A 15473-nucleotide genomic window follows, 5' to 3' on the forward strand; every position below is an offset into this window, starting at 1 on the left:
GCTTTTTAAGCATGTTTTGCCAATTTGTCTCCTTTTTGTTATTCTTCCGTAATGCTTTCCACCACTATATTGTGGTTGGTATAGATGCAAATATCGGCAGCTATATGTAGGCTTTCTTTTACAATTTCTTCCGCGGAGAGCTGAGGGGCATATTTTTTAAGTGCCCTTGCGGCAGCCTGTGCGTACATGCTTCCGGAGCCTATGGTGGCGATCTGATGATCGGGTTCTATGACATCACCAGTCCCGGAAATGATCAAGATATCCGTGGCATCTGCCACTATCATCATCGCCTCCAATTTACTTAACATCCGGTCTGTTCTCCATTCCTTGGCCAACTCCACTGCTGCTCGTTTCATGTTGTTGCCAAAAGCAGCTAGTTTTTCTTCAAATTTTTCCAATAGGGTAAAGGCATCGGCAGTAGATCCTGCGAATCCAGTCAGAATTTTTCCTCCTTGTAGCTTTCGGATTTTGTTCACACTGCTTTTGGCCACGGTGTTTCCCAAAGTTGCTTGCCCATCAGCACCAATGGTTACCTGATTCCCCTGTTTAACCGCAACTACGGTTGTTGCTTTTATTCTTTCCATGTAGAATTTTTATGTCTAGGTTTCAATAACTGTACTAAACGCAAAAAGTCCTAACTTTTAGGACTTTTTGACAGGTATCTATGACTTGCAATATTAAATCAAAAGTCTAACAGGATCTTCTAGCAGTTCCTTTAAGGTTTTTAGGAAGCCTGATCCAATGGCTCCATCCACTACCCTGTGGTCGCAGGAGAGAGTGACTTTCATTACGTTACCCACTTTCATTTCACCATTTTTCACGATGACAGTTTCCTTTATACCCCCAACTGCGAGTATACAGGCATCCGGTGGGTTGATAATGGCAGTAAACTCCTCTATGCCAAACATGCCCAAATTGGAGATGGTAAAGGTGTTGCCTTCCCAATCCTTGGGTTGTAATTCCTTGTTTTTTGCTTTGCCTGCAAGGGTTTTGGCTTCTTCCGAAATTTGGGAAAGCGACTTACTGTCCGCAAACCTAATCACAGGTACAAGCAATCCTTCCTCTACGGCCACTGCCATTCCTATATGAACATGGTCATTATAGCGTATTTTGTCCCCAAGCCAAGCCGAATTGGCCTTTGGATGTTGCTTAAGGGCCGCTGCAACAGCTTTGATCACCATGTCGTTGAAAGAGATTTTGACTGGTGCCACTTCATTCATGCTTTTTCTTGCGGCGATGGACTTATCCATGTTGATTTCCATGGTGAGGTAGAAGTGAGGTGCAGTGAACTTGCTTTCCGCAAGTCTTTTTGCGATCACTTTCCTCATTTGGGAAACTTTCTCCTCTTTATATGACTCTTGTCCAAGGGCTGGGCCGGAAGCGGTAGGTGCAGCTTGTGCGGTAGCTGGATCAAAACTTTCAACATCCCTTTTCACGATACGGCCACCTTCTCCACTGCCTTCTACTTGCCGAATGTCTATGCCCTTTTCTTCCGCTATCTTTTTGGCTAAGGGAGATGCTTTCACTCTGCCATTGTCAGTACTGCTACTGCTAGAAGTAGTAGCCTTTTTCTCCGAAGCCGAGGTTTTGGAGGAGTCTTCTTTTTCCTCTTTTTTCTCCGAGGAGTCTTTCGAGGGACTTTCGGTATCTCCACTTTCTGATTTTTGCTTATGGGCCTCAATCAGTTTTTTGTAGTCTGCGTCTTTTTCACCGATCACAGCTATTACCCCATCTACTTCTACGGAATCTCCCTCTTCTACACCGATATACAAAAGGACACCATCTTCATAGGACTCTAGCTCCATGGTTGCTTTGTCGGTTTCCACTTCGGCTAGAATATCACCTGATTTCACCTCGTCTCCTACTTTCTTTTGCCAGGAGGCAATGGTACCTTCCTGCATGGTATCACTCATTTTTGGCATGGTGATCAGGGTTGCAGCTATATCGGAGGTGTCAATTTTTTCTTTCTTATTCTCTTCCTTATCCTCTTTCTTATCCTTACTTTCCTTATCGGGAGTTTTCTCAGTTTTGGAATCTGATTTTTCTTCTTCTTTTTTACCGTTCCCGCCTCCGCTTTTTATTTCTTCAAGGAGGTCGTCGATATTTTCGTCTTTTTCTCCCAGAATGGCGATCACACCATTTACGGGTACAGCGTCTTTTTCTTCCACACCTATGTGAAGCAAAACCCCTTCATCGTACGATTCCAGTTCCATGGTGGCCTTGTCGGTTTCCACTTCTGCAATTACGTCTCCGGCTTTTACTTCATCACCTACTTTTTTCAACCACTGCGCGATCACCCCTTCCTCCATGGTGTCGCTCATTTTGGGCATTCGTATTATCTCGGCCATAAGTTATTTCGTTCGCATTCTTAAATTCGCAATTCAAAAATAGTTCATTAATATCTTTATTCAAATTTAACATTGGTATTTTCGCGCGGAGCGGAAGGAGCCAAATGGTCAATAAATAAAAATGCCTCTCATAAAAAATCAAAATTATGTGCCTTCAAGGTGGATGTTTAATGGGCATCTGCAAACGATTGTTCCGGCAATTTGGAGAAGGCCCTCACTCTTACCATTTGAAAGAGAAAGGATTAGTACCCCCGACGGTGATTTTTTGGATTTGGATTGGCTTCGGCAGGGCAGTAGCAGACTAGTGATAATAAGCCATGGTTTGGAGGGGAACAGCCGAAGGCCCTATATGCAAGGTATGGCTAAGTTTTTTTTCGAACGAGGTTGGGACGTGCTTTCTTGGAATTTTAGAGGGTGCAGTGGAGAGTTGAATCTACAACCTTATTTTTACCATTCTGGTGCCAGCAATGATTTATCCACGGTGGTGGAGTATGCTGCTCCCCAATATACTTTGCTATCGCTGGTGGGCTTTAGCCTGGGGGGCAATATGACCCTGAAGTATTTTGGGGAACCGCATCCTTTTCAGTCCAAAATCCATAGGGGTGTGGCCATTTCAGTGCCCTTGGATTTGTCTTCTTCCTGCGACAAAATTTCCAAACCCGAAAATCGCATCTATTCGTGGAGGTTCTTAAAATCACTCAAGGCAAAAATTGTGGCTAAGGCTGCGAATTTTCCGGACCAAATACCCCTGGAACCATTGGCAAGGGTAAGGGATATCAAAACTTTTGATGATATTTACACTGGCCCTATGCATGGTTTTCGGGGAGCAAAGGATTACTATGCCAAGTGCTCCTCTCTCCATTTCCTTAGGAAAATAAACCACAAAGTATTGATAATGAGTGCTAAAAATGACCCTTTCTTAAGCCCTTCCTGCTACCCCGAGAAGTTGGGGGAGGAATTGGAAAATGTATTTATGGAATTCCCAGAATATGGGGGGCATGTGGGATTCAGTCCAGCAGGGTGGAAGGGGGCTTTTTGGTCCGAAATCAGGGCATTTGAATTTATCAACGAGGTTGGGTAACTTACGGGGAATAAATACGGAAAAGACAACCTATGTGTGGAAGATATTCATTAGCCAAAAGCAAATTGGAGCTGGAAGCTCGCTTTGAGGCGGAAATGCTTGACGACTTTAAACCCCGGTATAATATTGCCCCAACCCAGCTTGTTCCTGTAGTTACTTCCGACAGCCCTAAAGGTTTTTCGTATTTCTATTGGGGCATCACCCCACAATTTGCAAAGAATAAGCCTGTTTCACAGAAGTTGATCAATGCAAGGTCAGAAACAGTAGCAGAGAAAGCTTCATTTAGGAATGCATTTAAAAACCACAGGTGCCTGGTTCCGGCTGATGGGTTTTATGAATGGAAAAAAGTTGGGAAAAAGATGAAGATTCCATATCGATTTACCATGATGGATGAGAAACTTTTTTCCTTTGCGGGCATCTGGGAGGAGTTTGAAACCCAGGAAGGAGATATTGCCCATACTTTTTTGATCCTAACTACCATGCCCAACAATTTGGTTGGAGAAGTACACGACAGGATGCCTGTGATATTGCCTTCAGAACAAGAGGAAAAATGGCTGGATTCGCAAACCAGTGAGGAAGAATTACTTGGGATGCTCTCTACCTATCCTGAGGAGCAAATGATTTCCTACACGGTGTCACCGATGGTGAATCAAGTAGCCAATGATACCCCCTATGTGTTGCGAAAAACCATGCCTATGGATCAATTTGGTAATTACACGTTATTTGGATAATATGAAATCGAGCCTGTCCTGACGGCAGTCAGGGCATCACGAGCACGTCACACACTGGGATGCCCCGATAGCTATCGGGGAGATGCGAGATTCCCCCGAAATAAATTCCCCGAAACGAGTTCGGGGCAGGCAGGGACAGGCTCCCGAAGCGAGTTCGGGGCAGGCTATATGACCGCTAAAAAGAAATTATAAACATATGAAACTATTGGATCTGGAATTTTTGGAGGCGAAACAGGTAATAGGGAGCTATTTGATTCCTGGAGAGGATGGGAACATTTTGGTAGAAACCGGCCCGGAGACCACCTGGACTCATATGGTGCAAGCATTAAAAGAAGAGGGTATAGGCCTTAAGGACATTAAACACGTACTACTTACCCACATTCATTTCGACCACGCGGGTGCAGCTTGGAAATTTGCAGAAGCGGGAGCTAAAATATATGTACATCCTGTAGGCTTGCCCCACCTTGCCTCGCCTGAGAAGTTGTGGAATTCTGCCTCCAAAATTTATGGAGAGGATATGGATAGGCTTTGGGGAAAAATGGCCCCTATCGCCAAAGACAAACTAGAGGGTGTAGAACATGGGCAGACCCTAAAAGTGAGTGGGCAAGAATTTAGGTGTTGGCATACTCCAGGACATGCGGTACACCACATAGCCTGGCAATGGGGAGATACGCTCTTTACAGGTGATGTAGCAGGGGTGCGAATTTCGGATGGGCCAGTGGTACCCCCTTGCCCCCCTCCTGACATTAATCTGGCCGATTGGTCTAATTCCTTGCAGTTGATTCGGGAAATAGCTCCCCAAACCCTGTGTCTCACCCATTTTGGGCAAGTCACTGAAATCGAGCCACATTTAAAATCTTTGGAGAAGATGATGGAGGACTGGGCGCTTTGGATGAAGCGGCATTTTGACCAGGGTACCCCAATGGAGGAGGTTACCCAGTCATTTATGGTTTATACTGAGCTACAGATGAAAGAAATGGGAGTGGCAAAGGAATTGAGGCAATGTTATGAATATGCCAACCCAAGTTGGATGTCAGTGGCTGGTTTAATGAGATATTGGAGGCTAAAGGAGGAAGGGAGGATTTGATTTAGGTCGGATAAAAGGAATGTGAATTACAGGGATTAATGTAAAAGCAATGATAAAGTCAAAAATAACAGGCTTAGGGAGGTATCTCCCGGAACGCGTGGTCACTAACAATGAAATATCCACCATGATGGATACTAACCATGGTTGGATAGTGGAAAGAACAGGTATAGAGGAAAGAAGGTGGTTTACTCCAGGTAAGGAGACCGTAAACTCTATGGCAGCTGAAGCTTCTAAAATGGCAATCAAAGATGCTGGAATTTCTACTGAGGAAATTGATTTTATTATCTTTGCCACTATCACTCCTGATTACTTTCTTCCCGGTAATGGTGTTTTGTTGCAACGTGAATTGGGTTTACAAGGGATTGGCGCATTGGATGTCAGAAATGCCTGTTCAGGCTTCATTTATGCCTTGTCCATTGCAGATCAGTTTATAAAAACAGGAATGTATGGCTCTATTTTGGTGGTAGGTGCAGAAATCCAATCCTCTGCCCTGGACAAAAGCGACAGGGGCAGATCCAGCGCGGTCATTTTTGCAGATGGGGCGGGTGCTGCTATTGTGCAGGCAAGCAATGGCGAGGAAGGCATCCTTTCTACGCATTTACATGCAGATGGTGATTATGCTGAGGAATTGTATGTACGGGATCCCGGTAGTAGTAGGAAGACCCGTATTTCTGAAGAATTAATTGAGGAAGGAGGTTTCAACTTGTTTATGAATGGCAATGCCGTATTTAAACATGCAATAGTCAAATTTCATGAGGTGATCATGGAGGCCTTGGATGCCAATGGGTATAAGCCCGAACAGCTTGACCTTTTGATTCCTCACCAAGCTAATTTGAGGATAAGCCAATTTATTCAGGAAAGACTAAAGCTTCCGGACCACAAAGTCTATAATAATATCATGAAACTCGGAAACACCACAGCGGCCACAATCCCTATTGCGATGAGTGAGGCCAAAGACTCAGGAAGATTGAGTTCCGGGAACCTGGTTTGTTTGGCAGCCTTCGGCAGTGGGTTTGCCTGGGGATCTGCTTTGTTGAGGTTTTGACGATGGGAAAACTGGAGTTTCAGGAAGAAGGATTCTGGGAGGAATGTTTGCAAATTATGGCTGACCCCGGCCTATTTGTCAAAATTAACCGTTCCAAGAAGTGTTTTATCCATATGTTCAGTGAGATTTCCAACCAACTTTCCGAATATAAGTTGGAAAAATGGCACAGTATCTCTCGGGGAACCAAGGTAAGCCAAGGTAATTCCCTACAGCTATGTCCTTATCAAGTTTTGGATGTGGTTAGGGATTTTAATCCCCATTCGGGATTAAACATTAGGGCCTTAAACTGGTGGGGAAGGGGTATCTACCTTTTTCTTTTTTTAGGGAAAGAAACGGCAATTAACTTCTCGAAATCACCTAAATCTTTGTTTTTCAACCACCTCCAAAATCGGGGTTTTCATCTCGCTTTAACGGATTCACCTTGGGATTACCAGGCAATTGTAGATGAGGGTCAAGCAAAACTGGTAGATACACCCGAAGAAGCAAGTGAATTTGCAATTCTGCATGGGCATATTCAAGTATTTAAAAGGTTACCTTATAAAAAGGACTTAATGTCCACGCAATCTGATATTTTCCAAGAAATAGTGGATTTAGGAAATGTGATCGGAGATAACGGGTTTCGCTAAAAAGGCACTAATTTTTGAAATTGTAAGGAGATTTCAATCAAAACCTAGTATTTTCAGGTTATTCAAAAGAGAATGCATGTTTTTTTAATTCCTAAAAAGTAAATTGGAACCAAGTTTGTAATCTTTCGTAAGGTTTAAATATATCCACCAAAAAAATCTATGAAATTCCTTCTGGCAATTATTTCATCAACATTCTTTTTAACCACTGCTTTCGGTCAAGGTCAAGCAGTAAATATCTACAATAAAGACTCCACTTTGATGGGTACTGGCGTAATGGTGAACAACAAAATGGATGGGTTATGGAAATTTACCAATCCAAAGACCAATACGCTCATTCAGCAGGGGACATTCCAGGATGGTGTAAGGGATGGGCAATGGGCAACCTACCATCCAAACAACCAAAGGCACATTGTGGTGGAATACAGGAACAACAAGATGAATGGGTCGTTCAGGGAATTTGACAGAGATGGAGCCCTAATCAAAGATGCCGTATATCAGGACAGCATACTTGTAGGGCCATATAAAGAATATTATGGAAAGACCGGGAGACCCAGTTTTGTAGACCCTACGCAAGTTAAGACAGAGGGTAGATATGATAATGGTAAACGAGATGGTGAATGGGTTTCTTATTATGAAAACGGAGAGGTAGCCTTGAGGCAAAGCTATAAGGCCGGTAAAAAGAGTGGGAACTATAGGGAATACTCCCCTTACGGTGAATTAATTCTGGAGGCCAACTACGAAGATGACAGGCCTCATGGGGAATTTATAAGGTATAGTGGGAATAAAAGGACCCTTGAAGAGGGTACCTACGAAAGGGGGAGACGGGTAGGTGAATGGATAAGCTATTTTCCAGATACCAATATCAAGGAGTCGGAAAGGACCTATGATAATAATGGGAACAAAACTGGCGAATGGACTTACTATTATGAAAATCGTAGAACGGCTAGAATTGAGAAATATGAAAACAATATTCCGGTAGGTACATGGGAAGAATTTTTTCCCAATCGGAATTTGGCAAAAAAGACGACATATGTGCTAGGTGTCCCTGATGGCGAATACATAGAAAATCACAGCAATGGGAACCCCTCGGTAAGAGGAGAATATCAAAATGGAATGAAAATAGGGGTATGGAGAAACTACTTCCCTGAGGGCAATCTTTACTCCATTGGAGAATATCGAAATGACCTGAAAACAGGGTTATGGAAGTATTTTAACAGAATAGGGATATTAATTGCAGAAGGACAGTATCTTTTGGGCAATGAAACCGGGCAGTGGTTTTATTTTTATGATGGAGGACAACTTAAATCTGTTGGAAGTTATTTTCTGGGGCAAGAAGACGGAACCTGGGGTTTATTCTATGACAATAAGCAACTTACCCAAGAAGAAGAGTGGAGTTTTGGGCGCTTGTTAAACGTAAGCGAATACAATAACTATGATGGTACTCAGCAACTCGATGCAGGTACGTTGGAAGATGGGGAAGGAACCAGGATTACCTACTATATTAATGGAAGAAAAGAATCTGAAGGCAGCTATAAAAATGGCAAACCGGATGGAACGTGGAAATATTACCATGATAACGGCAGGCTTGCTTCTGAGGGTAAAATGGAAGACGGCAAAAAAGAAGGAGCCTGGAAATATTACAGCCGTTCCGGAAACTTGGAGGACATAATAAACTTTAAGGACGATGAACCTGTGCAAGAAGAAGAAGAGGAGGAACTTAGGTTTCAAAATTTTGAATAATCCAAAACATAAAGTGTGGTTTATGGGTTTTAAAATAAAAAATTATGTTTGGTTTATTTAAGAAAAAGTCAGAAAAAGATAAATTGTCAGAACAATATAGAAAGCTGTTGGAAAAAGCCCACAAGGTATCCCACTCGGACAGAACCGAGGCTGATAAAATCACTGCTGAGGCAGAGGAAGTTGCAAAAAAAATAGATAAGTTGAGAGATTAACTAAGAACTTATTTTAAATTATTTCGTTTGAAGCTTTAGAATAAGTTTCGTTTTTTCTTAAATTATATATCGTTTATTTTTATTTTAACATTTTTTATACTCTATTATTTTTTTATTTTAAAACTACATGGTGTTTTTTTCGTGTATACTAATTAAGAACAAAACCGTAAAGCTATGAAAACTTCATTTTATTTCCGGCTTCAGAAATCATTCATAACGGGCTTGCTATTTACAGGTTTGTTGGTTTTTTCAAATGTAAAATCAGCGAATGCTAGTGCTCCAAACATGGGTGTTTCTTTTCAGGTATTTTACGATGCGCTGATGCCATATGGCGATTGGGTAAATGATCCTACCCACGGGTATATCTGGGTTCCTTATGTGGACGCAGGGTTTCAACCGTACAGGACTAATGGATATTGGGTGAATTCAAGATTTGGCAATACTTGGGTTTCGAATTATGAGTGGGGTTGGGCTCCATTCCATTATGGAAGGTGGTTCATAGATGATTTTTATGGTTGGGCATGGGTTCCCGGATATGAATGGGGGCCGGCATGGGTAGAGTGGAGGACAGGAAGAGGCTACTACGGATGGGCGCCTCTTTGGCCAAGAGTAGGAGTTCATGTATCGTTTCAGATGCCCTACCATCATTGGGTTTTTGTGCCACGAAGAAGGTTCCTTGCCAGAAATTTCTATAATTATTGTCTTCCTCCAAGAAATATTGGAGTGATTTATAATCGAACCACAATTATTAACAATACTTATGTCTATAACAATAGGACCTATGTGGCAGGCCCAAGTAGAAGGGAACTTCAACGAGTTACTAGAGGGAATGTACCTGTTTATGAGGTGTCAAATAGCAACAGGCCAGGTCGGGCTAATGTGGAAAACAACAGGGTTAATTTATACAGGCCTCAAATAGAAAACACTGCCAACGCAAGAAGGGGTGGAATGGCCAGACCAGAGCGGGTTTTATCTACGGAGGAATTCAGGACAAGGAGAGGTAGTGACGCTACACCCGCCACCGAAAGTGGTCGAAGTGCTCGCCAGGCAGAGAACCAGGTAAACGCAAGGGGAAATGCAGTACAGCCTTCTCCCGCAACGAGAAGGGAAATTGCGGGTACAAATAGTAGGCTAAACGATGGTTCTGCATCCCCAAGCGCAAGAAATCAAAACAGGCAGGTTTCGCCAAGTTCCTCGAACAGGGAAAATAGTAGGACTACTCAACCTTCTACCCCAAATACAGCCAGAAGGGATCAGGTCGAGGGCAGAAATGAAGGTTTATCTTCAAACAGTGACAGAACTCAGTTGTCCGGTGAAAGGTCTTCAAATGCAAGGGGAAACGCTTCAAGGGAAGTGAGAAGTAATCAAAGGACAAATGCTTCATTGAGTAGACCGACACCAAACGAGGATAGGAGAGTGGCTCCCTCCAGTACCAATCCTTCTCGGGTGGGCGCACAGCCAAATGCCCAGCAAAGGCAAATACAACAGCCAGCACAAAGGCAGACGGCTCCCAGGCAGTCCCAGGTAAGGCCGAACATTACTACCCAAAGGCAGACGGCTCCCAGGCAGTCTCAGGTAAGGCAGAACACTTCTACCCAAAGGCAGGCCGCTCCTAGACAGTCTCAGGTAAGGCCGAACACTACTACCCAGAGGCAGACCGCTCCTAGACAATCCCAAGTTAGGTCGCGTTCTTCATCCAACCAAAGACAGGTTGCGCCGAGTTCTAGGGCACCACAAGTGAGGAATTCCCAACCCGCTGCCAGAAGTAGGTCTTCCTCCAGTCCTAGTGTAGGAAGAAGCAATAATCAAGTAAGGCAGTCCTATGGTTCAACACCAAGCAGGAGCAGTGGAAGAGCAGCTGCTAGGACGGGTAGCAGAGGAAGAGGAAATTAAAAAAAACCTCCCTTTTTGGGGAGGTTTTTTTATTAATTCAGAAAATTGGGGCGATCTAATTTTTTGTCAATTCTATAAGCGGCGTTCATCAGTCCTACGTGGCTGTAGGTTTGCGGGAAATTTCCCCATTGGCTACCAGTCTTTTGGTCCACATCCTCAGAAAACAGCCTTAGGTGGTTACAGTATTTAGCCAAAGTTTCAAACCCTTCCATCGCTTCATCCAATCGATTTACACAAGCAAGAGCCTCTATATACCAAAATGCACAAATCAAGAAGGTTGTTTCTGGTTCTCCAAAATCGTCTTGATGTTTGTACCGATAAAACAGGTAGTCTTTCGCCAATAATTCTTTTTCCAAAGCCTTTAGATGATTGTTTGCGCGTTCGATATCCTCTCCAAAATAGCCCATGGTTATGAGTTGTAAGGTACTGGCGTCCATATTCTTAGTGCCTATAGCCTGGGAATAGGCTTTGAGTTCAGGGATATAGCATTCTTCAATTTTATCTTTGGCCAATCTTTGCAAGTTCATGGCTTTTTCTCTCATTTCTTGGTCACCCATCCTGTCCGCAATTTTTATTGCAGATGATGCTCCAGCCCAATGAAATAGGAATGTATAACAGTGTTGTTGTTGTAGGTTTCTGAATTCCCATAAACCTGCATCCTTTTCGTCCATAGTCTGCTCAATCATATCCAATAAGTTGTTGATAAAAGGCTTGGAGTGACTTTTTTCGGACTCAATGAATCTTTTATCGGAATAAAGAGGAAGGAGGCTGACAAGAACTTGTCCGTATAGGTCATTTTGTATATGCGTATAAGCTTGGTTGCCAAATCTTACGGGTTGATTCCCCTTGTATCCTTCTAGATCGCATACCAATTCTTCCAATTTGCTTGACCCAGTGATTGCGTAGAGAGGCTGGTACCTACCTGCCTCATCCGTTGGGAGGTTTTGTATGAACTCAAAGTACCTTTCTAATTCCTCAAAATGGCCAAGTTGGTTGAAGACGTTAAGGGTATAATAGGCGTCACGCATCCAGCAGTACCGATAATCCCAATTCCTCCCTGACCCAGGAGACTCAGGAAGGCTGGTGGTGGAGGCGGCAATGATAGCACCTGTATCCTCGTATTGATGAATCTTAAGTACCAATGCAGACCTTACTACTAGCCGTTGGTTGAAGTCAGGGATACTTGTGGATTTGACCCACCTTCTCCAATATAATGTGGTAGATTGCAGAAACCTTTCTACTGTACTTTCCACTGGGGCTTCCAATGGCCTGCCATAGGTGAGCACGAGGTAGATTGGCTTATGTATCCTGAAATCCTTTTCTTCTAAAATGTAGGTGATGGAGCAATTAGTTGTAAGCCTTATTTCCTGGTCCATCCCGGAATACCGTATATGGTTGCTACCTGGAGTTGGCATCATTTTCTTATTCCCATACCCGGCTACTGGTTTGCAAGAAATCTTGATTCTGGGCTCCCCCTTTACAGGTTCAATTTTTCTAACCACCATTAGTGGTTTGTAATACCTGTCATAGTTAAGGAAACGTGGAGCGAAGTCAGTAACCCTGAACACTTCTCCCGAGGAGTTTTCCACTTCGGTTTGTAAGATGTTGGTGTTTTCAAGATAGCTTTGGGTCGATGAATAGCCCCCATTCTCTGGAAGTATGGTGAATTCCCCTCCTTTTTCTTTATCCAACATACCCCCAAATAAAAAGTCACTATCGAACCTGGGAAAGCAAAGCCAGCTTATATTGGTGTTTTTTTCAACATGGGCAATATAGCTGCAGTTGCCTATTAGTCCGGTATTATAAAGGTGTTTATCCATTTTCAATATTTATTTTATATGTGGGTGGTTCAAAATCTATGACTAGTCTATAAACTAAAACACGAACAAAGAGTTACCCAATTACTTTCCGATTACCTCCAAAAATTTCCTTGGGACATTCACCAACATGCTTTGGTTTATTCCGGGAATACGAATAATAAAATAATCTTTATTGGATTTTTTTATACATTCCCCTTCAAATCCAGTCAATGGCCCTCCAAGGATTTTCACAGATTCTCCTTTTTCGATGTGGTCAGTTTCAACTTCCACAGCTACTCCAGTGGAAATAATCCTTTGTATGGCCTCAATCTCCTCATCCTTAACTACTGCATGTTCTCCGGCGAAATTAACAAATTTTACTGCCCCATTCACCTGCAAGGCCTCCCAAAGTTTATCCCTGGATATCCTTACGAATAGATATCCGTTAAATAAGGGCCGCTCCACCTTTTTTTTTCGATCACTCCACTGTCGAAGTTCTTCCACTAAAGGCAGGTAAACGGTCACTCCTTTTTCCTTTAGCCTGGAATAGACCTTCTTCTCTGCCCTTGGAGCAGTATACATCACGTACCAATATTTATTCTCGGTCATAAAAATTCAGGGTTAAAGGAACAAAAATATGTAATAACCAAGTATATCCTAAAGGGTGATGGTTTTTATTTCAATTGTGGGTTTAATAGTTTCCAAACAGGCTCCTTTTGTAGGTATCTGTGTTTTTTTTATCTCCAAAATTCCAGTATTCTTGCTTAATAATTTAGCGGTAAGTAGGAACTTGAAATTAAAAAAAATGCAATTCCTGTCCAAAATTTTGCCTTTTGATTTTTTTTAATTAATCTTGCACTAAAATTTTCGAAATATTGACTAAATTTAGAATCAAAAATTTAGTAAGAAATTGCCGTATAGGCCTTAATTTTTAATAGGGAAATGAGTATTATCAATGTAGTTTTGTCCGGAGGTGTTGGAAGTAGATTATGGCCATTATCAAGAAAATCAAAACCTAAGCAATATCTTCCAATTTTTGGAAATAGTTCACTCTTTGAACTAACCATTGACAGAAACCTTTCGTTTTGCGAAGGCATTATGGTGGTGGGAAGTATTGACAACTTCAAGCTTTCTCGGGAAAAATTAGCCAATCTTGGTCATTCCTACAAGGAAATAATTGAAGCTACACCCAGAAACACCGCTGCTGCAATAGCATTTGCCGCATTTTCAGTGGAAGGAGATGACATTCTACTGGTCACTCCTTCTGATCATTTAATCAGTAAGGAAGCGGCCTACAGGAATGCTGTTCAGGATGCCATCAACCTTGCCAAGGATGGCTTCCTTGTCACTTTTGGCCTTAGGCCACACAAGCCTGAGACAGGTTTTGGATATATAGAGTACAATGGCATTGATGTGGTTTCCTTTCGCGAAAAACCCAGTTTGGCCAAGGCGGAGGAATACCTGTCTTCAGGAAATTTTCTATGGAACAGTGGAATGTTTTGTTTTTCTGCCAAGGCATTTTTATCTGAGTTAAAACTTCATTCTCCAGAGGTCTATGAGGCTTCCAGGAAAGCTTTTGAAGCCATGGAAAATGGTTTTCTGCCTTTGGGGGAAAGCAAGGCGATCCCATCTATCAGTGTGGATTACGCAGTGATGGAGAAATCCAAAAAGATTAAAGTTGTACCATCCGAGTTTGTGTGGTCCGATATGGGTTCTTTTGAGGCACTTTACGATCATTTAGGGCCGGAGGACCATAGACGTATGGGTACAAACTTGGTATTGGGAAGTGAAAAGCACGTTGAGTTTTTAGGTGTGGAAAACATTGTTTTGGTGGACACCAAAGACGCCATATTGGTGTTAAATAAAAACGATGCACAGGAAGTGAAAAAAATTTATGAAAGATTGGAAAGGGAGAATCCAGACCTTTTAAATTAAGCGATATTCAAATATGTTAAATAAAGACTTTAAGATCTATATTGCAGGTCACAGAGGTATGGTCGGAGGTGCTATTTGGAAGGCATTGGCAAAAAAAGGCTATTCAAATTTGGTGGGGAAAACCAGTGCTGAATTGGATTTGCGAGATCAGGCTCAGGTGAAGTCGTTTTTTGAGAGAGAAAATCCAGACGTAGTCGTAGATGCTGCCGCAAGGGTTGGGGGGATATTGGCAAATAGTAGATACCCCTATCAATTTTTGATGGATAATATGCTCATTCAAAACAATTTAATTGACGCTGCCCATGTATCTGGGTGCGAGAAATTCATTTTTTTGGGCAGCTCTTGTATTTACCCAAAACTAGCGCCACAACCTCTTAAGGAGGAATACCTCCTTACCTCTTCTTTAGAACCCACGAATGAATGGTATGCTTTGGCGAAAATAGCAGGGGTGAAGGCTTGTGAGGCCATTCGGAATCAATTTGGAAAAGATTTTATCAGCCTTATGCCTACCAATCTCTATGGTAGCCATGATAACTTTGACTTAGAAACTTCCCATGTATTGCCTGCCATGATAAGGAAGTTTCATGAAGCAAAGGAAAGTGGGGATGCGCCTGTTACCCTTTGGGGTAGCGGAAGGCCCAAAAGGGAATTTTTACATGTGGATGACCTGGCTCAAGCGGTTATTTTTGCCATGGAAAATCGTTTTGAGGATAACCTATATAATGTGGGAACTGGGGAAGATTTGTCCATAGAAGAATTGGCAAAATTGATTCAGGATATAACTGGTCATCAGGGCAAAATTCTCTGGGATGATTCCAAACCCGATGGGACACCGAGAAAACTAATGGATGTTTCAAAAATGGCAGATGCAGGATGGAAATACTCTATACCTTTGAAGGATGGGATAGAAAGGACTTATAAATGGTTTCTGGAAAATATACAGAGCATTAAAGAAGTGAAATTTTAGTAATATAAC

14 protein-coding genes are annotated in these 15473 nt (G+C 42.5%); 10 read left to right on the forward strand and 4 right to left on the reverse strand.

Features of this window, described 5'->3' with window-relative positions; genetic code table 11:
* Positions 1–38 precede the first annotated feature (38 nt).
* Together hslV and DB520_RS07280 are read right to left on the reverse strand one after the other, a co-directional pair.
* Complete coding sequence (gene hslV, locus DB520_RS07275; RefSeq protein WP_114749027.1) at positions 39–584, reverse strand: ATP-dependent protease subunit HslV; 546 nt, start codon at positions 582–584, stop codon at positions 39–41.
* A 93-nt stretch (positions 585–677) separates the two neighbouring features.
* Positions 678–2348, reverse strand: coding sequence for a pyruvate dehydrogenase complex dihydrolipoamide acetyltransferase (locus tag DB520_RS07280; protein WP_114749028.1), 1671 nt, complete (start codon positions 2346–2348; stop codon positions 678–680).
* A gap of 121 nt (positions 2349–2469) precedes the next feature.
* Between DB520_RS07280 and DB520_RS07285 the strand changes: the two genes are divergently transcribed.
* The 8 genes from DB520_RS07285 to DB520_RS07320 all read left to right on the forward strand — a co-directional run bounded on the left by DB520_RS07285 (position 2470) and on the right by DB520_RS07320 (position 10763).
* Complete coding sequence (locus DB520_RS07285) at positions 2470–3429, forward strand: YheT family hydrolase (RefSeq protein ID WP_114749029.1); 960 nt, start codon at positions 2470–2472, stop codon at positions 3427–3429.
* Positions 3430–3461: 32 nt separating this feature from the next.
* Positions 3462–4160 (forward strand): SOS response-associated peptidase, encoded by a 699-nt coding sequence (locus DB520_RS07290; RefSeq protein WP_114749030.1) that lies wholly within the window; start codon positions 3462–3464, stop codon positions 4158–4160.
* 196 nt (positions 4161–4356) lie between these two features.
* A complete protein-coding gene (locus DB520_RS07295; protein WP_114749031.1) occupies positions 4357–5247 on the forward strand; it encodes an MBL fold metallo-hydrolase in 891 nt (296 codons plus the stop codon).
* 49 nt (positions 5248–5296) lie between these two features.
* Complete coding sequence (locus tag DB520_RS07300) at positions 5297–6292, forward strand: 3-oxoacyl-ACP synthase III family protein (protein WP_114749032.1); 996 nt, start codon at positions 5297–5299, stop codon at positions 6290–6292.
* A gap of 2 nt (positions 6293–6294) precedes the next feature.
* On the forward strand, positions 6295–6918 hold the full coding sequence (locus DB520_RS07305; RefSeq protein WP_114749033.1) for a hypothetical protein: 624 nt from the start codon (positions 6295–6297) through the stop codon (positions 6916–6918).
* Positions 6919–7077: 159 nt separating this feature from the next.
* The gene (locus DB520_RS07310) at positions 7078–8658 is read left to right on the forward strand and encodes a toxin-antitoxin system YwqK family antitoxin (RefSeq protein WP_114749034.1); all 1581 of its coding nucleotides are present in this window, start codon (positions 7078–7080) and stop codon (positions 8656–8658) included.
* Positions 8659–8702: 44 nt separating this feature from the next.
* Positions 8703–8870 (forward strand): Lacal_2735 family protein, encoded by a 168-nt coding sequence (locus tag DB520_RS07315; protein ID WP_114749035.1) that lies wholly within the window; start codon positions 8703–8705, stop codon positions 8868–8870.
* Positions 8871–9044: 174 nt separating this feature from the next.
* Positions 9045–10763: a DUF6600 domain-containing protein gene (locus DB520_RS07320; RefSeq protein WP_114749036.1), complete on the forward strand. Its 1719-nt coding sequence runs from the start codon at positions 9045–9047 to the stop codon at positions 10761–10763.
* Positions 10764–10795: 32 nt separating this feature from the next.
* On the opposite strand, the gene DB520_RS07325 is transcribed toward DB520_RS07320, so the two are convergent.
* Both DB520_RS07325 and DB520_RS07330 read right to left on the reverse strand, forming a co-directional pair.
* Positions 10796–12583 (reverse strand): glycoside hydrolase family 15 protein, encoded by a 1788-nt coding sequence (locus tag DB520_RS07325; protein WP_114749037.1) that lies wholly within the window; start codon positions 12581–12583, stop codon positions 10796–10798.
* Between the two features lie 81 nt (positions 12584–12664).
* Positions 12665–13171, reverse strand: a complete 507-nt coding sequence (locus tag DB520_RS07330) for a UpxY family transcription antiterminator (protein ID WP_114749038.1) — start codon at positions 13169–13171, stop codon at positions 12665–12667.
* 333 nt (positions 13172–13504) lie between these two features.
* Between DB520_RS07330 and DB520_RS07340 the strand changes: the two genes are divergently transcribed.
* Positions 13505–14497, forward strand: coding sequence for a mannose-1-phosphate guanylyltransferase (locus tag DB520_RS07340; RefSeq protein ID WP_114749040.1), 993 nt, complete (start codon positions 13505–13507; stop codon positions 14495–14497).
* Positions 14498–14510: 13 nt separating this feature from the next.
* Positions 14511–15464: a GDP-L-fucose synthase family protein gene (locus DB520_RS07345; protein WP_114749041.1), complete on the forward strand. Its 954-nt coding sequence runs from the start codon at positions 14511–14513 to the stop codon at positions 15462–15464.
* Positions 15465–15473 lie beyond the last annotated feature (9 nt).

Source organism: Pleomorphovibrio marinus (genome assembly GCF_003347495.1).
In the GTDB taxonomy this organism is placed as follows: domain Bacteria; phylum Bacteroidota; class Bacteroidia; order Cytophagales; family Cyclobacteriaceae; genus Pleomorphovibrio; species Pleomorphovibrio marinus.